The sequence below is a fragment of the Rhizobium sp. R693 genome (assembly GCF_002211315.1).
In the GTDB taxonomy this organism is placed as follows: Bacteria; Pseudomonadota; Alphaproteobacteria; order Rhizobiales; family Rhizobiaceae; genus Rhizobium.
Genome location: NZ_LOKY01000046.1, coordinates 42,867 through 64,130 on the forward strand (window position 1 = coordinate 42,867; position 21,264 = coordinate 64,130).

The 21,264-nt window shown below is 60.9% G+C and carries 19 protein-coding genes and 1 pseudogene; 14 read left to right on the plus strand and 6 right to left on the minus strand.

The annotated features are described in order from the left end of the window. Positions 1-47 precede the first annotated feature (47 nt). Positions 48-524, minus strand: a complete 477-nt coding sequence (locus tag ATY79_RS24865; RefSeq protein WP_088705177.1) for an Lrp/AsnC family transcriptional regulator — start codon at positions 522-524, stop codon at positions 48-50. 235 nt (positions 525-759) lie between these two features. Here ATY79_RS24865 and ATY79_RS24870 point away from each other — a divergent pair, with 235 nt between their 5' ends. Together ATY79_RS24870 and ATY79_RS24875 are read left to right on the plus strand one after the other, a co-directional pair. Next, entirely contained in the window at positions 760-2,085 is a 1,326-nt protein-coding gene (locus ATY79_RS24870) for an FAD-binding oxidoreductase (protein WP_088705178.1), read from the plus strand. Between the two features lie 109 nt (positions 2,086-2,194). Further along, positions 2,195-3,370, plus strand: a complete 1,176-nt coding sequence (locus tag ATY79_RS24875; RefSeq protein ID WP_088705179.1) for an aminotransferase class V-fold PLP-dependent enzyme — start codon at positions 2,195-2,197, stop codon at positions 3,368-3,370. Between the two features lie 81 nt (positions 3,371-3,451). Here the strand turns inward: ATY79_RS24875 and ATY79_RS24880 are convergent. Beyond that, positions 3,452-3,874 (minus strand): annotated as a pseudogene (locus ATY79_RS24880) (hypothetical protein). Positions 3,875-4,105: 231 nt separating this feature from the next. Between ATY79_RS24880 and ATY79_RS24885 the strand changes: the two are divergent. The 3 genes from ATY79_RS24885 (at position 4,106) to ATY79_RS24900 (ending at position 5,922) form a co-directional block, all read left to right on the plus strand. Then, on the plus strand, positions 4,106-4,741 hold the full coding sequence (locus ATY79_RS24885; RefSeq protein ID WP_088705180.1) for a UdgX family uracil-DNA binding protein: 636 nt from the start codon (positions 4,106-4,108) through the stop codon (positions 4,739-4,741). Between the two features lie 271 nt (positions 4,742-5,012). Then, a complete protein-coding gene (locus tag ATY79_RS24890) occupies positions 5,013-5,318 on the plus strand; it encodes a hypothetical protein (RefSeq protein ID WP_088705181.1) in 306 nt (101 codons plus the stop codon). Positions 5,319-5,625: 307 nt separating this feature from the next. After that, positions 5,626-5,922 carry a hypothetical protein gene (locus ATY79_RS24900; RefSeq protein ID WP_088705182.1) on the plus strand — a complete coding sequence of 99 codons (297 nt, stop codon included), beginning with the start codon at positions 5,626-5,628 and terminating at the stop codon, positions 5,920-5,922. Positions 5,923-6,133: 211 nt separating this feature from the next. On the opposite strand, the gene ATY79_RS24905 is transcribed toward ATY79_RS24900, so the two are convergent. Then, on the minus strand, positions 6,134-6,997 hold the full coding sequence (locus tag ATY79_RS24905; protein WP_088705183.1) for a DMT family transporter: 864 nt from the start codon (positions 6,995-6,997) through the stop codon (positions 6,134-6,136). An 86-nt stretch (positions 6,998-7,083) separates the two neighbouring features. On the opposite strand from ATY79_RS24905, the gene ATY79_RS24910 reads away from it, so the two are divergent. After that, positions 7,084-8,499, plus strand: a complete 1,416-nt coding sequence (locus ATY79_RS24910; protein WP_088705184.1) for a PLP-dependent aminotransferase family protein — start codon at positions 7,084-7,086, stop codon at positions 8,497-8,499. A gap of 24 nt (positions 8,500-8,523) precedes the next feature. Here the strand turns inward: ATY79_RS24910 and ATY79_RS24915 are convergent, their stop codons facing one another. Continuing rightward, entirely contained in the window at positions 8,524-9,300 is a 777-nt protein-coding gene (locus tag ATY79_RS24915; protein WP_088705409.1) for a DUF1194 domain-containing protein, read from the minus strand. Positions 9,301-9,578: 278 nt separating this feature from the next. On the opposite strand from ATY79_RS24915, the gene ATY79_RS24920 reads away from it, so the two are divergent. Further along, on the plus strand, positions 9,579-10,544 hold the full coding sequence (locus ATY79_RS24920; RefSeq protein WP_088705185.1) for a trypsin-like peptidase domain-containing protein: 966 nt from the start codon (positions 9,579-9,581) through the stop codon (positions 10,542-10,544). A 141-nt stretch (positions 10,545-10,685) separates the two neighbouring features. Here the strand turns inward: ATY79_RS24920 and xdhC are convergent, their stop codons facing one another. Next, positions 10,686-11,540 (minus strand): xanthine dehydrogenase accessory protein XdhC, encoded by an 855-nt coding sequence (gene xdhC, locus ATY79_RS24925; protein ID WP_088705410.1) that lies wholly within the window; start codon positions 11,538-11,540, stop codon positions 10,686-10,688. Between the two features lie 396 nt (positions 11,541-11,936). Beyond that, positions 11,937-12,944, minus strand: coding sequence for an AraC family transcriptional regulator (locus tag ATY79_RS24930; protein WP_088705186.1), 1,008 nt, complete (start codon positions 12,942-12,944; stop codon positions 11,937-11,939). 153 nt (positions 12,945-13,097) lie between these two features. Here ATY79_RS24930 and ATY79_RS24935 point away from each other — a divergent pair, with 153 nt between their 5' ends. The 7 genes from ATY79_RS24935 (at position 13,098) to lpdA (ending at position 21,200) form a co-directional block, all read left to right on the plus strand. After that, positions 13,098-13,865, plus strand: a complete 768-nt coding sequence (locus tag ATY79_RS24935; protein ID WP_088705187.1) for a 3-hydroxyacyl-CoA dehydrogenase — start codon at positions 13,098-13,100, stop codon at positions 13,863-13,865. A gap of 25 nt (positions 13,866-13,890) precedes the next feature. Next, positions 13,891-15,078: an acetyl-CoA C-acyltransferase gene (locus tag ATY79_RS24940; protein ID WP_088705188.1), complete on the plus strand. Its 1,188-nt coding sequence runs from the start codon at positions 13,891-13,893 to the stop codon at positions 15,076-15,078. A 22-nt stretch (positions 15,079-15,100) separates the two neighbouring features. Then, positions 15,101-16,228, plus strand: coding sequence for an acyl-CoA dehydrogenase family protein (locus ATY79_RS24945; RefSeq protein ID WP_088705189.1), 1,128 nt, complete (start codon positions 15,101-15,103; stop codon positions 16,226-16,228). Between the two features lie 61 nt (positions 16,229-16,289). Beyond that, complete coding sequence (locus ATY79_RS24950; protein ID WP_088705190.1) at positions 16,290-17,522, plus strand: 3-methyl-2-oxobutanoate dehydrogenase (2-methylpropanoyl-transferring) subunit alpha; 1,233 nt, start codon at positions 16,290-16,292, stop codon at positions 17,520-17,522. A 1-nt stretch (position 17,523) separates the two neighbouring features. Next, complete coding sequence (locus ATY79_RS24955; protein WP_088705191.1) at positions 17,524-18,537, plus strand: alpha-ketoacid dehydrogenase subunit beta; 1,014 nt, start codon at positions 17,524-17,526, stop codon at positions 18,535-18,537. 3 nt (positions 18,538-18,540) lie between these two features. Next, positions 18,541-19,797: a dihydrolipoamide acetyltransferase family protein gene (locus tag ATY79_RS24960; RefSeq protein WP_088705192.1), complete on the plus strand. Its 1,257-nt coding sequence runs from the start codon at positions 18,541-18,543 to the stop codon at positions 19,795-19,797. A 5-nt stretch (positions 19,798-19,802) separates the two neighbouring features. Continuing rightward, a complete protein-coding gene (gene lpdA, locus ATY79_RS24965) occupies positions 19,803-21,200 on the plus strand; it encodes a dihydrolipoyl dehydrogenase (protein ID WP_088705193.1) in 1,398 nt (465 codons plus the stop codon). Positions 21,201-21,264 lie beyond the last annotated feature (64 nt).

Here is a 21,264-nt window from a genome sequence, read left to right on the forward strand (position 1 = left end):
GGGCAGCGGCTTTACAAAGCCGCTGCATCTATAGCTCTGCCAATTTCCTACAGTGAAAACAGGCTTGTCAGCGGCATATGCATCCTGACGATCGGCGATTTCAGGACGACGAAGCTGAAATATTTGTCGATGCCGACATCCATGTCGGTGAGGCGCTCCATGATCGTCTGATACTCGCCGATCCCTGATGTGACGAATTTGACGAGGTAATCATAGCCGCCGGAAACGAGATGGCATTCGATGACCTGCTCGACCTTCTCGATCGCCGCCAGGAAGCGGGCGAAATCGATCTGGCGATGGTTCTTTAGGGTGATCTCCGTGAAGACAGTCAGGGTCTGGCCGAGCTTGCCCACGTTGATCTGGGCCGAGTAACCTTCGATATATCCCTCCGCCTGCAGTTTCTTCACGCGCATCAGGCAGGGGCTCGGAGAAAGGGCGACGAGATCGGCCAGCTCCACATTGGTGATGCGCCCGTTCTTCTGCAGTTCGTGGAGGATTTTGACGTCAATACGATCGAGTTTCACGAAGCACCTTTTCGGGTTACAGCCGATACGGGACGCGGCAGATTATGCTGGCGATTTCCCTTCTCCGAAGGTAACACATTGCACCTGCCTGTCTATTTTGTTTTGCGAGTACCGGCAAAGCACAACTATCTGCCCGCCTCCGACAAGACGGCATGTTCTGCTGCCGGCCGAACGAACTCCAGCAGCGCCATATCCGCGAATCCCGCTAGATTAGGCCGCAAACGGAGAATACCTCATGCCGGCACCACTCAAACTCGTTGAGTCACCACTGAAGCTTCCCGCGGCTGCCGATGCTGTGATCATCGGAGGCGGCATCATCGGTGTGTTTACGGCCTATTATCTGGCGCTCCGCGGTATGAAGGTGGTTCTGGTCGAGAAGGGCCGGATCGGCGCGGAACAATCGAGCCGGAACTGGGGCTGGTGCCGTCAGCAAAACCGCGATGCGCGGGAGCTGCCGATGGCGACGAAGAGCCTCGATCTGTGGGAGCGTTTCGCAGCCGAGTCCGGCGAGGATACCGGCTTTCGCCGCTGCGGGCTTTTCTATCTGAGCAACAGCGACGAGGAACTGGCCGGCTGGGCGCGCTGGCGCGATTTTGCCCATACCGCTGGCGTCACCACGCATATGCTCGACGGCGCTCAAGCGACCGCGCGTGGACAGGCGACGGGTAAGTCCTGGAAGGGCGGGGTATTTTCGCCGACGGACGGGACGGCCGATCCGGCCAATGCGGCTCCGGCCGTGGCGCGTGCGATCCTGAAGCTCGGCGGCATGATCCGCCAATCCTGCGCCGCCCGCGGCATCGAGACCGAAGGTGGCCGTCTTTCCGCCGTCGTGACCGAGCACGGCACCATTCGCACCAGGATTGCGGTTCTTGCCGGCGGCGCCTGGGCTTCTTCCTTCTGCCACCAGCTCGGCATCCGCTTCCCGCAGGCCTCGATCCGTTCCTCGATCCTTTCGGTGTCGCCCCCTGCCGCTGCGCTGCCGGATACGCTGCATACATCGGCCATTTCCGTCACGCGTCGAGGCGACGGCGGTTATACGCTGGCAATCAGCGGCGGCGGGCGCGTCGATCCAACGCCGCAGCAATTCCGCTACGCACCGCAATTTCTGCCGATGTTCATCCGGCGCTGGCGCAGCCTTGCGCCGGGCGGATTGGAGGGCGTGAGATCGGGCCACGAAACCCTGCGGCGCTGGCGGTTGGACGCGCCCACGCCGATGGAGCGGGTGCGCATCCTCGATCCCAAGGTGGACCGGGCGACGATCCAGCGCACCCATTCGCGAGCGCTCGAACTTCTGCCTCCCCTGCGCGATACGGAGATCACGGCCACCTGGGGCGGTTATGTCGACAGCACCCCGGACGGCGTGCCCGGAATCGGCGAGATCACTTCGATTCCAGGCTTCATTCTGGCCGCGGGCTTCAGCGGCCATGGCTTCGGTATCGGCCCCGGCGCCGGTCACCTCATCGCCGATATCGTCAGCGGCGATGCACCGATCGTCGATCCCGGGCCCTATCACCCGGAACGGTTCAGCAATTCGGCTTGGGGTAAAGTCGCCGATTTTTGAGTTTAAAACTGCCCGTCTTGGCCTTCACCAGCTCGACGCGAGTTGGCATAGCCGTCGCTCAAGCGGCCGCACCGACCGGGAATCAGACGAATGTGGAGGATGGTTTGGAATGAATCTTGTTGCGGACATGGGGGCGACCACCGACGAGGAAGCCTGGAAGGGCGTTCGCGCCAAATACGTCGCGCAGGAACCGCTCCTGAACCTGAACAATGCTGCAGTCAGTCCTCCGCCGATTGCGGTCGAGCAGGCGATGATCGATGCCTATCGCTTCATCAGCCGCAATCCTGACTTCAACATGTGGAGTAAGCTCGACACGGCCCTGCCCGCCATAAAGCGCAACTTGGCAGAGCTGATCGACTGCAAACCGGAAGAGATCGCGTTGAACCGGAATTCGTCGGAAGGGCTTTCGACGGCGATCTTTGGAATTGCGCTGACACAAGGTGATGAAGTCCTCATCTCGCCGTGGGACTATCCGAGCGTCCGCGCCGGATGGTTTCAACGTCAGCAGCGCGAAGGCATTAAGGTCGTGAACTGTGCTTTCGACCTGATGGACAGCGATGACGACGTCGTTGACGCTTACGTTGAGGCGATGACTCCGCACACCCGCGTCCTGCAACTGACGCATATGTACCATTGGAACGGGCGTGTTTTACCCGTCAAGCGGCTCTGCGCGATCGCGCGCGAGCGCAATATCATCACCATCATCGATGGCGCGCAAACGTTCGCGCAAATGCCGGTAAGCTTTCGCGAGCTCGACTGCGACTTCTTCGTCACCAGCCTTCACAAATGGCTGGGAGCGCCGGTCGGCAATGGGATGCTGGTCGTCAATCAGCGTCAGATCGACCGAACCTTTCCGCTGCTTGCGCCCTTCGACCAGCCGCCTGTCGATATCGACAAGTTCGATCACTGGAACCTCGGCACCTACAATTCCGCGATCCAGACTGGAATTGTGCCGGCAATTCAGCTCCATACAGAAATCGGAACCCGGAGGATGCATGCGCGGCTGCGCGACCTCACCCGATACTGGATCGGCCTTGCTCGCGACATTAAAGGTTTCAGACTGCATACGAACATCGATTCCGACAGCCTGGGTGCCATAAGCCTGTTCTCTATCGACAATCGGGACATGCAACAGCTTGAGCGCGATCTCCGTGAGAGGCATCAAGTCCATGTCAAATACCGCAAGATCGCGCAGTTCGAGGGCTTGCGGGTCTCGCCCCACATCTACACGCTGAAGAACGATCTCGATACGTTCGTCACCGGCCTCTGCGCCGTGTTGGAGTGAACTGAAACTCTCGGATGGAGAAATGCGAGCTCACGGTCGTGGCGGAAAGACAATGCCTGAGGGGCACGGCATTGCGCCTCGTTATTCCTCCATCGGCTCCCAATCCTCGTTCGCTGGACTTGGCGACGGATCAGCCAACAGATCTTGACGACGGAGCAGGCCAGCATCCTCGATGCGCCTCGACATCGGGCAGGTCGCGCAAGGTCTCCACGCCAAAGGCTGCGAGGAGATGTTTCGTGGTCACATAGGCGTTTAAGGCGCTCCGGGCGTCGGGCTGCGCGGACCTGACGCGAGAAAGCCGGCGTCACGGAGCGCCGCGACTGTGTCGCGGGAACGAAGTTCCTCGCACAGGTCGTCGATGAGCAGGTCGACACTGCAGTCTTTTCCGACGACCCGCGCCAGCGTCTCGCGGCCGACCGGCTCGGCCGAGGCGAAGATCACCGCCTCGACCCGCAGCAGCCAGCGCAGCTCCGGCGGCAGATCCTCCAACTCGCGGTCATACAACACATCGTGTTGCAGATCAGGTCCGCAAATGCCTGCATTTCGACGAGATTGAAGCGCGGTCCAACGGTTTTGCTGAAAGAAATGCATCCCTGGCCACATGCTTTGCCCGTTGCCGGAACGAATAGACTGCCTCGGTTGTTTCAATCTGCAAGGAAGCAAGCGCTGGGCCAAGCCTGCGCCGTCAAATACCTTGTATGGCCGGCCTGTGGGTCGACTAAGGAGAAATCACATATGGCAGAATTCCTCGGTCCGGCTCTGCTGCAGCAGGAAACGGCTGGCGTACACTTGGACGACGTCCGCAATCGGGCAGCCGGTTGTACGCGGTGCGCTCTCTACAGAAACGCGACGCAGACCGTCTTCGGAGAAGGTCCGAAAACTGCGGAGCTCGTATTCGTCGGGGAGCAACCCGGCGACAAGGAGGATCTTGCCGGACGACCATTCGTCGGTCCTGCGGGAAACCTTCTTGATCACTGCCTGGACGAGGCCGGCATCGAGCGCAGCAAGTGTTACCTCACCAATGCGGTCAAACACTTCAAGTTCGAAGCTCGCGGCAAACGCCGCATCCATGCAAAGCCCAACAGAGGCGAGGTCAAGATTTGCGCATGGTGGCTTGGCGCCGAACTGCGCCTGATCCAACCAAAACTCGTCGTCGCTCTTGGTGCCACGGCAACTTACACACTGCTCGGACCACAAGCCAGGGTCAACCGGGATCGAGGCTCTGTGCTGCACGCGCCTGTCGGACTTCCGGTTTTCATCACCATACATCCGTCCGCGCTCTTGCGAATGCTCAATCAGCCGAGGCGAGAGGAAGAAATCGCACGCTTCGTCGATGACCTGAGATCTGTGGTCGCTTTTCTCGGTCATTAGTTCGCTATCTGGACGGAAGAAGCCGTCACCGATGGCGCACTGCGGAACACCGAGTGCCGATCTACGGCGAAGATTGTTGTGGCTAGCTTGATGTTCCGCTCTCCTCCAAGGGATGTGCGTCGTGGCCAGTAGCATCGTTCCGCCGAGTTCAAGAAACTCCGCCCGCTCCCTGATTGAACAGTCAATCGATGAGGGATGATTGTGCAAACTTTGAGTTGACCGTTTTCGACGGCGAGGCGACACTTGCAACGACAAAGCAGGAGGAAAAATGATGGACGAGCCAGACCGCTGGCGCCACATGGCAAGCGCACCGAAAGACGGCAGTCGGATTCTCGTCACGATCCACCCATCCGAACAGGGGCCGGCAGAGGTTGACCTGGCGTATTGGTCGAATGGGGATCAGTTCGGTGCAGAAGGCTGGCGCGCCTCTGATTCCTCGCCGGGTCGCGTCATCGCATACGCCGAGCCGGAATTGAAGTGCTGGATGCCGATGCCCTCGGCCAATCTCAATCGCGCCTCGATGCCCTCCCCTTGGGAAGGCGACGACGACCAAGAACTCGACGGGTCAGGGATTTAGGAACTCCCGCCGCCATATTCCTTCATGCCGCTGTTGGCACGGCCAGAGCATCTCCATCGCCTCGAGGTTCTCGGCAATGACCGTTTCCCGCAGATAAGCTCGGAAGCCCAGGCACAGGGAAATCCAGCATCGACGGATAGGTCAAAACCTCCGCCCGGGGCTCGGGTGCATCGCCAAACCCGATGTCGAGCGTCAGGCTGATGCGGGCGCTCTGATCGAAGCGATCTGGCTTATTCCAGCGGAACATCGGCTATTCGGCATCGTTTCACGACCAGTTGCAATCAAGCAACGTGACATGGAGGATGTTATGTCCCTGAAAATCGTCGCGACCTCGCTGCTTGCCATCGGTCTTGCCAGTTCCGCATTTGCACAGTCGAACCCAGCTCCGGCAGGCTCCACGATGGACAAGAACCACGGTAGTGCCACGAGCACGACCAATCGCTTGAAGATGAAAAAGATCGACAAGACGACCACCGGCAGCACGGCCCACAACGTCAACAAGGAAAACTGCAAGTCGCTGAAGGGCAAGGGTTCGCTGCAGACCCAGGGCGGCAACAGCAATACCGAGAATACCGAAAACACCTGCGCCGACAACAATAACTGATCCGTCGGACAGAGCGTGTCAGGACGGCCTTTGTGAAAAGCATCACCGTCCTGTCACTTTTGAGCCTTCCTAAGCGCTTGGTGCTGTTGGCTGCTAAGGCGAGCCACGTGGCGGGCTGGACGCCTCGCACGTTAGCATCTTTGAAAACCCGCGCGTTATGGCGCAGATCGGAAACGCCTCAGACGGCGGCAATATTGTTCGGATGGGTCTCCTATCGGGCAAATTTTCGGGCCGCCGCCACGCAGGCAATGACGGCGGCGGACACGGCAAACATCGTCCATGTGACCGTTTCACGCAGCAACGTGGCCGCCAGGATGAGACCGAGGAAGGGTTGCAGCAACTGCAACTGTCCAACGCTGGCAATGCCGCCCTGGGCAAGGCCACGATACCAGAACACAAAACCTATCAGCATGCTGAACAGCGAGACGTAGGCCAGGCCAGCAAGCGCTGACGCATCGATGTTTGCAAAGCTTGGCGGCATGAAGCAGATCGACAAGACGATCATTAACGGCAGCGACAGGACAAGCGCCCAGGATATCACCTGCCATCCCCCCAACCTTCGCGAAAGCCTGGCGCCTTCGGCATAGCCGAGCCCACAGGCGATGATCGCCGCCATCATCAGTGCGTCTCCGAGGGGCGCTGCACTCAGCCCCTGCGACAAGGCGAAACCGCAGACCAATGCACTTCCCGCCACGGCAAACAGCCAGAAGATCAGCTTCGGGCGCTCTCCGCCGCGAATGACGCCAAAGACAGCCGTCGCAAGGGGCAACAGCCCGACGAAAACGATCGAGTGCGCCGACGTAACACGCTGCAGCGCAAGCGCGGTCAAAAGCGGGAAACCCACCACCACGCCAGCGGCGACCACCGTCAACGACAAGACATCGCGTCCTGCTGGTCGCTTTTCTTTGAAGAAGAGTAGCAACAGAAGCGCCAGCGCACCCGCGATCCCCGCCCGCGCGACGGTCAAAAACACCGGATCAAACTGCATTACCGCCAAACGCGTGGCGGGCAGCGAGCCGCTGAAGATCACGACGCCGATTAGGCCGTTAAGCCATCCAGATGCTGTGCGGTCCATAGACACTCCTTTCTCAACTGCTGTCGTTGTCGGACAAAAGCCATGGCAACGCCAGCGACGGTCTGATACAGTTTAGAAAAACTGTTATGCTTAAGGTAGCAGTACGGATGGACCAAAACACGGAACACACCGTTAGCCGGGTGACGATGGTCATGGCGACAATCCGGCAGCGGATTGCCGGCCGCAAATTGACGCCAGGCGCGAAACTGCCATCGGTTCGGGCAATGGCCGCCACGGTGGGGGTGTCCACGTCGACGGTCGTTGATGCCTATGAGCGTCTGGTCGCCGAAGGCGTGATCCTGTCTCGACCGGGCTCCGGTTTTTACGTCGCAAACCAGGCTGCTCCATTTTCGCTTGCCGACCTTGGCCCGAAACTGGACCGCGCCGTCGACCCGTTCTGGGTATCGCGACAGTCGCTAGAGGCCGGGGAAAGCGATCTGAAGCCAGGCTGCGGCTGGCTGCCGCCATCTTGGCTTGCGGAAGACAGCATTCGACGGGCCCTGCGAACACTTTCGCGCGCCGACAGTACCGCGCTTGCCGACTACGGCTCGCCGCTTGGATTACCACCGCTGCGGCAGCTCATCACGCGGCGCATGGCGGAGCGAGGCGTGGAGGCCTCTCCGGACCAGATTTTGCTGACGGAATCCGGCACGCAGGCGATCGATCTCCTCTGCCGCTTCCTCCTCGAACCGGACTCTGTCGTTCTGGTCGACGATCCCTGCTATTTCAATTTCCAGGCGCTGCTGCGGGCGCATCGTGCCAGGATCGTCAGTGTCCCCTATACGCCATCGGGCCCGGACCTCGAACTGTTCGCCCAGGTCGTTGCAGAGCACCGGCCGCGCCTCTACATCACCAATTCGGCCATTCACAATCCGACCGGCGCCACGCTTTCTCCCGTCGTCGCCCACCGGGTCTTGAAGATCGCCGACCAGTTCGACATCACGATCGTCGAAGACGATATCTTTGCCGACTTCGAGCACACGCCAGCGCCGCGCCTTGCAGCCTTTGACGGGCTGGACCGGGTCATCCACATCGGAAGCTTTTCCAAAACCCTGTCGGCCGCCGCCCGCTGCGGCTTCATCGCCGCCAGGCGAGAATGGGTCGATGGGCTGATCGACCTCAAGATCGCGACCTCGTTCGGCGGCGGGAGGCTTTCGGCCGAACTTGTCTACAGGGTGCTTAGCGATGGTGGCCATCGCAAGCACATCGAGGCGCTGCGCAGCCGGCTCTCGAATGCGAGATTCGAGGTTTCGGTCAGGCTGAAGCACCTTGGAATAAGGCCCTGGCTGGAACCTTCGGCGGGCATGTTTCTTTGGTGCCGCTTGCCAGGAGACACCAGCGCCACCGACATCGCACGCGCGGCATTGGAAAGAAAAATTGTGCTCGCGCCCGGGAATGCGTTCAGCCTGTCCCAGACGGCCACGAATTTCATGCGCTTCAATGTGTCCCAGATGATTGACCCACGGGTCTTCGATGTCTTGCGCGAGACCTTGAAGGGCTGAACTCGCAGCCGGGTTACCCTCGCCTCAGCGCTCGAACATCTCTTGCCACTGCCGCTCGCCGATCATGCAGTCGGTTGCCGGCTGATCCGCAATTTTGCCAACCGTGGGCGCAGGGGCAAGCCCGCTGACCTCAAGGACAAGCTTTCGCCGCACCGCCACCGCAAAGTCCTCGATCTTATAGACAGGCAGGACAAATGAACCCTGGCCACCGATGACGCAATCGGCATAATACTTGTCGAGCCCTCCCGGTGCGCCAGAGGGGCGCAACATCAGCGTCAGCCCATTGATGACGATGCCGGCCTCCACTGCCTTGTCGCGGGTCGGCGCGACCGGATTGCCGGAATTGTTCGTACCGTCGCCTGAGACATCGATCACCTGTCGCAAGCCGGAATAGGGGCTGGAGACGATCATTGCAGCGCCCTGGGTGATCGCGGTAGAGATGGACGTGCGGCGCTGGGTGATGATCGGTCGCTGTTCCAGCTTGTCGGCAAAGGCAATTGCATCCTGTTCCGTCTCGATTAGATGCCAGTCGATGACGGAATCCGGCACGACGTAACCGGCCCATTCAAAGTAGCTGATCGCAATGCGCCCGGTGAGCCCGCCGGTCACCGCCTCGATGAATTCCCTGTGCCTGAGCGCCTCGACATAGCCCTGGCGCTGAATGCGAACCTCTTCCTGATCCATTGACCGGGAGGTGTCGACAGCCAGGACCAATTTCACATCAACGTCACTCGCCCCCAGTTGTGCAGCAACCGGAGTTGCACCGGAGAGACTTAAGATCATCGCAATTGCTACAAGCATCGGCGTCCCGTCCCGCCTCATTCAACGAGTGAAAAAATGTAGCACAGCTTGGTTTCCAGGCGACGTCGCCGTCAACGCTTTAGGTCAACTTTCGGTGATGGATATGGCGCGGTTCGGCATCGTGGAACGAACCCAATCGGACAGCGGGGCAGTCCTTGATTTGAGTTGCGCGCAATCTCATCTGAATAGAACTGTTTCAATCTGTCGAACCGACAGCCTCTCGCCTTAGCAGCCGCTGCCGCTTCCCAATGCGACGCTTGCGCGTCGGAAGGGTTCTCATGGGATACCTAGACCGCGACATCCAGCCGTCTCAAGACACCAGCCTGCTGGATGCCTATTCTCATTCCGTATCGAAGGCGGTTGACCTCGTTGGCCCCGCGGTCAGCCGTATTGAACGGGCAGGCAGTCGCGCCGGACATGGTTCCGGATTTGCAATTTCGCCGGATGGCCTGGTTGTTACGAACAACCACGTCGTCGACGATGCCAGGACCGTTCGTATCAAAACGCCCGATGGCACGGTGATCGAAGGCAAAGTGCTGGGTCGCGACCCGGACAGCGACCTTGCGCTCATTCGTGCCAACGACTGGGCAGGCGCCTGGGCGAAGCTTGGAGACTCCAAGGCGCTGAAGCGCGGGCACATTGCCATCGCGATCGGCAATCCTCTCGGTTTCGAGTGGACGGTAACGGCCGGCATCATATCAGCACTTGGCCGATCGATGCGCGCCGCCAGCGGACGCCTGATGGATGACATCATCCAGACCGATGCTGCGCTCAATCCCGGAAATTCCGGCGGCCCGCTTGTCTCGTCGGCAGGTGACGTCATCGGCGTCAACACGGCCGTCATTCAAGGCGCGCAAAGCATCGCTTTTTCCGTCGCGTCCAACACAGCCAAGCATGTCGTGTCGGAACTTCTGCGCTTCGGCCACGTGCGGCGCGCCTATATCGGCATTTCAGCCGATACGGTGGAACTGCATCGCCGTGTGGCACTTGAGGCCGGGCTCGTTCAGACAACGGCCGTGCGCCTGCGCCGGGTAGAAGCCGAAAGCCCGGCAGCGCGCGCCGGACTTCAGGAAGGAGACTATCTGCTGGCAATCGACGGCCAGCCCACTTCGGGTATCGACGACGTGGTCAGGCTTATGGACGGGGACAAGATCGACGTTAATGTCGAGGTATTGATCTTTTCGGTTGCCGGTCAGGTCGAACGCCATATGTTGCGCCCAACACGTCGACCGAAATCGGCGTAGCCAACTGGCATGATCCGCCGCCAAGTGAGGTCGCTGACTGGGCGCGGATCTTTTCGCAAGGCGGCGAATTGGCGACACCGCAGCTGTTGCCGACTGCCTGCGCAATGCAGATGGCGCATGTCCAAGACTACTGCCACAGCTTCATCTGCTGGCCTTGAGCGTCTGCCCTCCGGTTTTGGTCGCCGCAACAAAGGACAACGCCGCCACTGTGATCTCGGCAGCGGCCAATGTCGCGATGACGGCGGGACGCTTGTCCTTGATTGCGGTGCCGCCGATCGGGCAGACGAGCCGATCGAGAAGCTCTGGCCTTCCGACCTCGCGTAAAAGCCAATTCTTGAAGGTCGCACGCTTCGTTTTCGAGCCAATCATCCCGACATAAGCGGCATCGTCCCGACGCAGCGCTTCTGCGGCAATCAAAAAGTCGAGCGCGTGGTCGTGAGTGAGGATGACGAAGGCGCTGCCAGCCGGTGCATCGCGCACGATCGCCTCGGGCATTGCGGTCAGGCACGTTTCGATGCCTGACACTCGCGACCCGGCAAGCTCGTCTCCACGGGTATCGATCAGCAGCGTGCGCAATGGCGCCAGCGACAGCGCCGCGGCCAATGCGTCACCGACATGGCCCGCACCAAAGACATAGACATGCGGACGCCGGGCAATCTCGCCGTCGGCTCGCATAATCAATTCATCGGCCAATTCGCGTGTTACCACCGCGAAGGAAAGCCCGACCCGACCGCCGCAGCATTGACCGATCTCCGGTCCGAGAGGAATGCTCATTGCTTCGATCGGCTGGGAGTGGCGAAGCGCCCGTCGTGCCTGGTCAATCGCCATATACTCCAATTGCCCGCCGCCGATGGTTGAAAAGGCGCGGCTTTTGGAAACCAGCATCCACGCGTCGGTATCGCGCGGCGTCGAGCCGACTGCTCGCGTCACTTCGACGAGGATGCAATCGCGCTCTTCGCGCAGAAAGTCCCGCAAATCGTCGTGAGCGACAGGCATACGGTTCAACCTTTCCTTTTCAACGACACGCATGCGTTCAATGGCCATCGACGCACGCTCCGGCGTGACGGGCTGACCGATGCAGGAAGAACATGATAGTCCGCAACGCTCGTATCCGCCATCGGGATTGTCTCGATCCGCGAGATTGCGAGCGTCAACGGTGCCATGCCGACGGCCTTCGACCAACGAACAGGCTCCCCGCCCTTTTCCGACAACTCCGCAAAACGAACCTGGATATTCTTGGCCGAACGACGTTCTTCGTGCCGAAGTGCAGCCGCACTCAGGCTTCGTCAAGAAGCCTGAGTGCGGCTTATACTCGACAGAACAATCGTGCGCCGTATGGAATACTATCGCCACCACTGCATTTCCATGCCGCCGGCGCGGATTATGTCCACCCTACCCGGAGATCGCACGGCCTTCACGCCGGAACGCGTCGGGGCTCTTCGACATCCATTTGCGAAATGCACGGAAGAAGGCGCTGGGCTCCGAATAGCCAAGCTGGGCGGCGATATCGCCCGTCGTCTTCGATGTGTTGAGCAGCAGATCGACGGCAAGATCACGACGTATGTCGTCCTTGATTCCGGCGTAGCTTTGCCCCTCTTCACGCAGCCGGTGACGCAAGGTCGAGGGCGGCATGCGCATCTCTGCGGCAAGACCGGAGAAGGTTTTCCATGCAGCAGGAGGCATCTTGTCCAGCCGCCGCCTGACGTTGGAAGCGAGCCCCGCATCATAGCGGTAGCGCACAAGGATATTGGCCGGCGCCCCCCTTAAAAACTGCTTCAAGGCCTGCTCCGTACGCATGACCGGCAGATCAAGCATCGCGCTGTCGAAGCCGAGGCGGCTTGCCGGCTGCGCGAATCTGACTGGCGCACCGAAGAAGAGCCTATAGTCGGCCCCCTGCTTCGGCTCGATGCAGCGGAAATCGACGAGCCGGATTGGAATGCGCCTGCCAACCAGCCAGCAGGCTATTCCATGGATGAGGATCCAGTAGGTGCGGTAGGCGAAAGCCGAACGCGGTTCGCCGGCCTCCGCCAACTCGATTTGGGCAAGCCCGTCCCTGACGACAAGTTGGCCGCGCGGATCATCCAATACGATATCGAGGAAACGCAAAGCCCGGCGCAGCGCATGACCGAGCGTCGCCGCATGCAGGACGCAATGGCAAAGCAGGGTGAAGCTGCCGCTGCGCATCGCACGCCCGCCCATCCCGAAAAACTCGTCGTCGAGTTCGCTGGCAATGGCAAGCCAGAGAGCGCCATAGCTCTCAGCCGACACAGGTTGATCGACGATGGCCGGTAGTCCGACCGAATGCAGGAGCGGCGCAGTCGGTCGTCCCATACGCCTTAGACTGTCCAGTGCCTCCTCAACGAATGCCGGAGCGATCATGCGCCTTTCGATGTCAGTCACCCGTTCCTCCGCCTATGGCAAAACTGTCCGAAACAATGCAGCACTTTGGTCATCGCTTGCAATATGGCGACAGAATAGAATCTACCGGGTTGGGTTGTGCCGGGAGGACGGCGCGTTCCCACGAGACGATCGCAAGGTGATGGGAGCAGACCGATGCTGATCCATGGAGGAACCTTTATCGTCACCGGCGGCGGGTCGGGCCTCGGTGCTGCAACGGCGCGCATGCTGGTTGAAAATGGCGCGCGCGTGGTCATCGCCGACCTCAATGAGGCGGCCGGCGAGGCGGTTGCCGCAGACCTCGGCGCGGATGCCTGTTATATCAGGGCCGATGTGACGAGCGCTGAGGATGGGGCCGCCGTGGTGGCAACGGCGCTGGAATCGTTTGGCAGTTTGAGTGGACTGGTAAATTGCGCCGGCGTGGCACCGGGTGAGAAGATCATCGGTCGCGACGGCCCTCACGGTCTCGGCAGTTTCGTGCGCACAGTAAGCATCAACCTCGTTGGCACATTCAACATGATCCGCCTTGCGGCATCGGCCATCCAGCATCAGCAACCCGATGCCGAAGGCGAGCGTGGTGTCATCATCAACACCGCCTCGATCGCTGCCTTCGATGGGCAGGTCGGACAGGCCGCCTATGCCGCCTCCAAGGGTGGCATCGCCTCCATGACGCTTCCGATTGCGCGCGAACTTGCCCGCCACGGCATTCGCGTCGTGTCAATTGCCCCTGGAATTTTCGAGACGCCGATGATGGCGGGTATGCCGCACGAAGTGCAGGAAGCGCTCGGCAAGAGCGTGCCGTTCCCACCTCGCCTCGGCAGGCCGGCGGAATTTGCCGCACTCGTGCACCATATATGTGAAAACAGCATGCTGAACGGCGAGGTTATACGCCTCGATGGCGCACTGCGCATGAGCGCGCGCTAGTGCGTTCGGCACAGGAGGGTTGAACATGGCTTTGCAGGACCCCGTCGTCATTGTCGGAACGGCGCGCACGCCGATCGGCGGTTTCCAAGGTGAACTCAGGGAGGCAACGGCGCCCGATCTTGGAGCGGCTGCCATGCGCGCAGCACTTCAGCGTTCGAAGGTGGACCCGGATGCCATTGACGAAGTCGTCTTCGGCTGCGTGCTTCCGGCCGGTCAGGGACAAGCGCCGGCCCGGCAGGCGGCAATCGGCGCCGGTCTGCCCTTTTCCACCGGTGCAACGACGGTCAACAAGATGTGTGGATCCGGCATGAAGGCAGTCATGTTGACCCATGACCTGTTGGCGGCTGGAAGCGCCACTGTCGGCGTCGCCGGCGGCATGGAAAGCATGACCAATGCGCCCTATCTTCTTGATCGTGCCCGTGGCGGTTACAGGCTCGGCCACGGACGCGTCATCGATCATATGTTCCTCGACGGGCTGGAGGATGCTTATGACAAGGGACGTTTGATGGGCACCTTCGCGGAGGACTGTGCTGAAGCTTACCAGTTCACGCGCGAGGCGCAGGATCGTTACGCAGTGACGTCGCTCACCCGCGCTCAAAGGGCCATCGATGCGGGCTACTTCGATGCCGAGATCACGCCGGTCACAATCGCAGCGGGAAAGGCCGAGCAGACGGTCAGCCGGGATGAACAGCCAGGCAAGGCGAAGATCGACAAGATCCCCCTCCTCAAGCCAGCCTTTCGCGACGGTGGCACAGTAACGGCCGCCAATTCCAGCTCGATCTCCGACGGCGCTGCCGCTCTCGTGCTGATGCGTCGTTCCGAAGCCGAACGAAAGGGTTTGCAACCCCTTGCGACGGTCACCGGCCACGCCACGCATTCGCAGGCGCCCAGTCTCTTTGCCACTGCGCCGATCGGTGCCTTGCGGACGCTGTCCGATCGCACCGGCTGGCCGCTTGACACCGTCGATCTCTTCGAGATCAACGAAGCATTTGCCGTCGTCGCCATGGCTGCAATGCGCGACCTCCGGTTGCCGGACGAAAAGGTAAACGTCCATGGTGGGGCCTGCGCGCTTGGCCACCCGATCGGTGCGTCGGGCGCACGCATTCTCGTCACTCTGCTTGCCGCCCTCGAGCGTTATGATCTGAAACGCGGCATGGCAGCTTTGTGCATTGGCGGTGGCGAGGCAACCGCCTTGGCGATCGAGCGTCACTAGGAAGGGCCGGGAGGAGACCAGCATGATCCTTTCCGAACTGCAGCAGCAAATCCGCGATCTCGCCAGAGATTTCGCCCGCGAGCGGCTTTGGCCCGGAGCGGCCGCCCGTGACAGGGAACACAGGTTCCCGCGCGAGGAGCTTGATGAGATGGGCGAACTCGGCCTGCTCGGCATGCTGGTCCCGGAACAGTATGGTGGCTCCGACACCGGCACACTTGCCTACGCAGCCGCGCTGGAGGAGATCGCCGCGGGCGACGGGCCGTGCTCCACCATCATGAGCGTTCATAGTTCCGTCGCCTGCGTGCCGATCCTGAAGTTCGGCACCGACGAGCAGAAGCAGCGTTTCCTTCCCAGGCTTGCCAGTGGCGAATGGATTGGCGGCTTTGCGCTGACGGAACCTCAAGCGGGTTCAGACGCATCCAATCTGCGCAGCCGCGCGCGCCGCGATGGCGATCACTACGTCCTCGACGGTGCCAAGCAGTTCATCACCTCGGGCAAGAACGGCCAGATGGTCATCGTCTTTGCGGTGACCGATCCGGACGCCGGCAAGAAGGGGATCACCGCCTTCATCGTGCCGACCGATACGTCAGGCTATGAAGTGATCCGCGTCGAGGAAAAGCTTGGGCTGCATTCGACTGACACCTGCCAGATTGCCTTCAACGGCATGCGGATCCCCGCTGATTTGAGGTTGGGCGCCGACGGCGAGGGATATCGGATCGCATTGGCAAACCTCGAAGGCGGACGGATCGGCATTGGCGCTCAGGCCGTTGGCATGGCGCGTGCTGCTTTTGAATCGGCACGCGACTATGCGCGTGAACGCACGGCCTTCGGCAAGGCGATTATCGAACATCAGGCTGTAGCCTTCCGGCTTGCCGACATGGCGACCCAGATCGAAGCAGCCCGCCAGCTCGTCTTTCACGCTGCGGCGTTGCGCGACAATGGTCTGCCCTGCCTTTCGCAGGCATCGATGGCCAAGCTTTTCGCGTCCGAGATGGCAGAGCGGGTCTGCTCGGATGCGATCCAGATCCATGGGGGCTATGGCTATATGTCCGATTATCCCGTCGAGCGAATCTATCGGGATGTCCGCATCTGCCAGATCTATGAAGGAACGAGCGACGTGCAGAAAATGGTGATCGCACGCAATCTATAACAAAAATGCGCTGTGCCGTTTCTGAGGCGAGAAGGACAAGCGCAGTGGAGGGAAACACGATATGACGGACGCTGCTCAACTGAGCCTCCATGTTCCGGAACCTGCCGTGCGACCGGGCGGCCAACCCGATTTTTCCAACGTGAAGATTGCCAAGGCCGGCCTTGTGCCGCGCCCCGAGATAGACGTTGCGCCAGAGGAAATCCGCGATCTCGCCTATTCGATCATCCGCGTGCTCAATCGCGAAGGCGAAGCAGTCGGCCCCTGGTCAGGCATGCTTTCCGACGACCAGTTACTGACCGGCCTGCGCAACATGATGAAGCTTCGCGCCTTTGACGCCCGCATGCTGATGGCGCAACGCCAGGGCAAGACGTCCTTCTACATGCAGCATCTCGGCGAGGAGGCCGTCAGCTGCGCCTTCCGCAAGGCACTCCAAAAGGGTGACATGAATTTTCCGACCTACCGGCAGGCGGGTCTCCTGATCGCCGACGGCTACCCGATGGTCGAGATGATGAACCAGATCTTCTCGAATGAGAGCGATCCGCTGCACGGCCGCCAGCTGCCAATCATGTATTCGTCGAAGCAGCACGGTTTCTTCACGATCTCCGGAAACCTTGCGACGCAATACGTACAGGCTGTCGGCTGGGCCATGGCGTCTGCCATCAAGAACGACAGAAGGATTGCGGCGGGCTGGATCGGAGATGGTTCCACTGCCGAATCCGACTTCCACTCCGCACTGGTTTTTGCCTCCACCTACAAAGCACCGGTGATCCTCAACATCGTCAACAATCAATGGGCAATTTCCACTTTCCAGGGCATTGCGCGTGGCGGCTCCGGGACGTTTGCCGCACGTGGACTTGGCTTTGGCATTCCGGCGTTGCGCGTAGACGGCAACGATTACCTCGCCGTCTACGCCGTCGCCTGCTGGGCGGCCGAGCGTGCCAGGCGGAATCTCGGCCCGACATTGATCGAATATGTCACCTATCGCGTCGGCGCGCATTCGACATCGGATGACCCGAGCGCCTATCGACCGAAGACGGAGTCCGAAGCCTGGCCGCTTGGCGACCCGGTCCTGCGCCTGAAGAAGCATCTGATCGTCAGGGGAGTGTGGTCGCAAGAGCGCCACGTGCAGGCCGAAGCCGAAATCATGGACGAGGTCATCGAAGCCCAGAAGCAGGCCGAGCATCACGGCACGCTACATGCTGGCGGCAAACCTTCCGTGCGCGACATCTTCGAAGGCGTTTATGCAGAAATGCCGCCGCACATTCGTCGCCAACGGCAGAAGGCAGGTTTCTGACATGGCCAGAATGACGATGATTGAAGCGGTACGCAGCGCCATGGACGTCTCAATGGGCCGCGACGACAACGTCGTCGTGTTCGGCGAGGATGTCGGATATTTCGGGGGCGTCTTTCGCTGTACCCAAGGGCTGCAGGCGAAGTATGGCAAGACACGCTGTTTCGACACGCCGATCAGCGAATCCGGCATTGTCGGGACCGCCATCGGCATGGCCGCCTACGGGCTGAAACCCTGCGTCGAGATCCAGTTCGCCGATTACATGTATCCGGCCTATGACCAGATCACCCAGGAGGCAGCGCGCATCCGCTATCGCTCGAACGGCGACTTCACATGCCCGATCGTGCTGCGCATGCCGACCGGCGGCGGCATCTTCGGCGGCCAGACGCACAGTCAGAGTCCGGAAGCGTTGTTTACGCATGTCTGCGGCTTGAAGGTCGTCGTTCCCTCTAATCCCTATGACGCGAAGGGACTGCTGATCGCGGCGATCGAGGATCCGGATCCGGTAATGTTCCTGGAGCCGAAACGGCTCTATAATGGGCCGTTCGATGGCCATCACGAGCGGCCTGTGACACCCTGGTCGAAGCATGAACTCGGCGAAGTGCCAGAGGGACACTACTCTATTCCCATCGGCAAGGCGGACGTGCGCCGGTCGGGTTCGGCCGTGACGGTGATCACTTACGGCACGATGGTGCACGTCGCGCTCGCCGCTGCCGAAGACACGGGCATCGACGCCGAAGTGATCGACCTGCGCAGCCTGCTGCCGCTCGATCTCGATGCGATCGTGCAATCGGTCAACAAGACAGGACGTTGCGTGGTCGTTCACGAGGCGACACTGACTTCGGGGTTCGGCGCGGAGATCGTCTCCCTCGTGCAGGAGCATTGCTTCTACCACCTCGAAGCACCGGTCGTGCGCGTCGCCGGTTGGGATACGCCCTATCCACACGCCCAGGAATGGGACTACTTTCCCGGCCCCGGGCGCGTCGGACGCGCCCTTGCCGAAGTCATGGAGGCCTGACACATGGGCGAGTTTATCATCAAGATGCCCGATGTCGGCGAAGGCGTGGCCGAGGCCGAGCTTGTGGAATGGCATGTCAAGGCAGGTGACCCCGTCAAGGAGGATATGGTCATCGCTGCCGTCATGACCGACAAGGCGACGGTCGAGATCCCATCGCCAGTCACCGGAACCGTCGTATGGCTGGGCGCTGAAATCGGCGACAAGATCGCCGTCAAGGCTCCGCTCGTCAGGATCGAGACGAGTGGCGGCGAGGCGAGCGACCACGTCGAAGCGCGTCCTGCCGAAGTTCCCGCCAAAGCGACCGCAAGCCCACCCCCGGCTGTTGCGCCAGCCCCGCCGCCTCAACCGAAGGCCGCAAGTGCGCCACGCCCCGAGGCTGCGGCTCTGGCAGAAAAGCCCCTGGCATCACCATCGGTGCGGCTGTTTGCCAGGGAAAGCGGCGTCGACCTGCGCCAACTCAAGGGGTCGGGTCCCGCCGGGCGCGTCCTTCGCGAGGACGTCGAACAATTCATTGCCCGTGGCGAGCCGTCTTCCATCCAGCCGGCCATGGCGAAGAAGACGTCGACCGAAGAGGTCAAGCTTACTGGCCTCAGGCGGCGGATCGCCGAGAAAATGTCGTTGTCGACCTCCCGCATTCCTCACATCACCTATGTCGAGGAAGTCGACATGACCGCGCTTGAGGAGTTGCGGGCGACGATGAACCGCGACCGCAAGCGCGAGCAGCCGAAACTCACGGTGCTGCCGTTCTTGATGCGGGCTATCGTAAAGGCGGTCGCCGAGCAACCGAACGTCAACGCGACCTTCGACGACGAGAAGGGCATTCTGATCCGCCATGGCGCCGTCAATATCGGTATTGCCGCGCAGACACCGGCCGGGCTTGTCGTCCCGGTGGTCAAGAACGCCGAGGCGCGCGGCATCTGGGATTGCGCCAGTGAGATCGGGCGCCTTGCGGAAGCTGCACGCGCCGGCACTGCGACCCGCGACGAACTTGGTGGCTCGACCATCACCATCAGTTCACTCGGTGCTCTCGGCGGCATCGTCTCGACGCCTGTCATCAACCATCCGGAAGTCGCGATCGTCGGGGTCAACAAGATCGCCGTGCGACCGGCCTGGGATGGAACCCAGTTTGTCCCGCGCAAGATGATGAACCTGTCCTCGAGTTTCGACCATCGCATCATCGACGGATGGGATGCAGCCACCTTCGTCCAACGTGTCCGGCTCCTTCTTGAAACCCCTGCCCTTATCTTCATCGAAAGCTAGGATCCATGAAAGAGATCGTCTGCAAGCTTCTTGTCATCGGCGCCGGACCGGGGGGCTATGTCTGCGCTATCCGGGCCGGACAACTCGGCCTCGACACCGTCATCGTTGAAGCCGACAAACCCGGCGGCACCTGCCTGAATGTCGGCTGCATTCCCTCAAAGGCCCTCATTCACGCAGCCGGAGAGTTTGGCGTAACGAGACAAATGCTTGCCGGCAGGAACGCCATGGGCATTCGTGTCGAGGCTGCATCGATCGACCTTGCAAAGACGATCGCCTGGAAGGACGGTATCGTCGGGCGGTTGAATGGAGGCGTTTCTGCCCTCCTGCAGAAGGCAAGGGTCAAGATCGTTCACGGCCGGGCGACCTTCCGTGACGGCAAAACGGTGGAGGTCGACACCGAAGTGGGCGTGCAGGTCATTCGCGCCGAGACGGTGGTGATTGCTACAGGTTCCGAACCCGTCGAACTCGCTGCCCTGCCCTTCGCAGGGAGGGTCATTTCGTCGACGGAAGCGCTTTCACTCGTCGAATTGCCAAAGCAACTCGTTGTCGTGGGTGGAGGCTATATCGGCCTCGAGCTTGGCACCGCATTCGCCAAGCTGGGCTCGGACGTAACAGTCGTTGAAGCCATGCAGCAGATACTGCCGCAATATGATGCCGATCTCGTACGGCCGGTTGCACGACGCCTTGGCGAGCTCGGTGTTCGCGTTCTGACAGGCGCACAAGCTAAGGGCCTGTCGCACGACGGCGATGCGCTGGCCGTCGGAATGCCGGACGGCCAGCAACAGTTGCTTCCCGCCGATCGCGTGCTGGTGACCGTCGGTCGCCGTCCGAAGATCGCCGGATCGGGGATCGACGAACTCGATCTCGATCGCACCGGACCATATCTGCGCATCGACGATCGTTGCCGCACCTCGATGCGGGGCGTCTACGCGATCGGCGATATCACCGGTGAACCGATGCTCGCCCATCGTGCCATGGCACAGGGGGAAATGGTCGCAGAGATTGTTGCCGGAAAAAAGCGCGCCTGGGACAAACGCTGCATCCCGGCAATCTGCTTTACCGATCCGGAAATCGTAACGGCGGGGCTTTCACCGGATGAGGCTCGTGCTCAAGGCTACGCGATCCGTGTCGGACAATTTCCGTTCAGCGCAAATGGCCGCGCCATGACGATGCTGTCTGAGGAAGGCTTCGTGCGGGTCGTCGCGCGTGCCGATACCGGTCTTGTCCTTGGCCTGCAGGCCGTCGGTGCCGGCGTATCCGAACTCTCGGCTGACTTTGCGCTGGCAATCGAGATGGGCGCGCGGCTGGAAGACCTCGCGGGTACCATCCACGCGCATCCGACGCGTAGCGAGGCTATCCAGGAAGCAGCGTTGAAGGCGCTGGGGCACGCGTTGCACATCTGAACGCCGTTTTGGCGCATGATCGGCACCGGAAGCACGATACCTGTTTGGACACGCCGCTTTATCT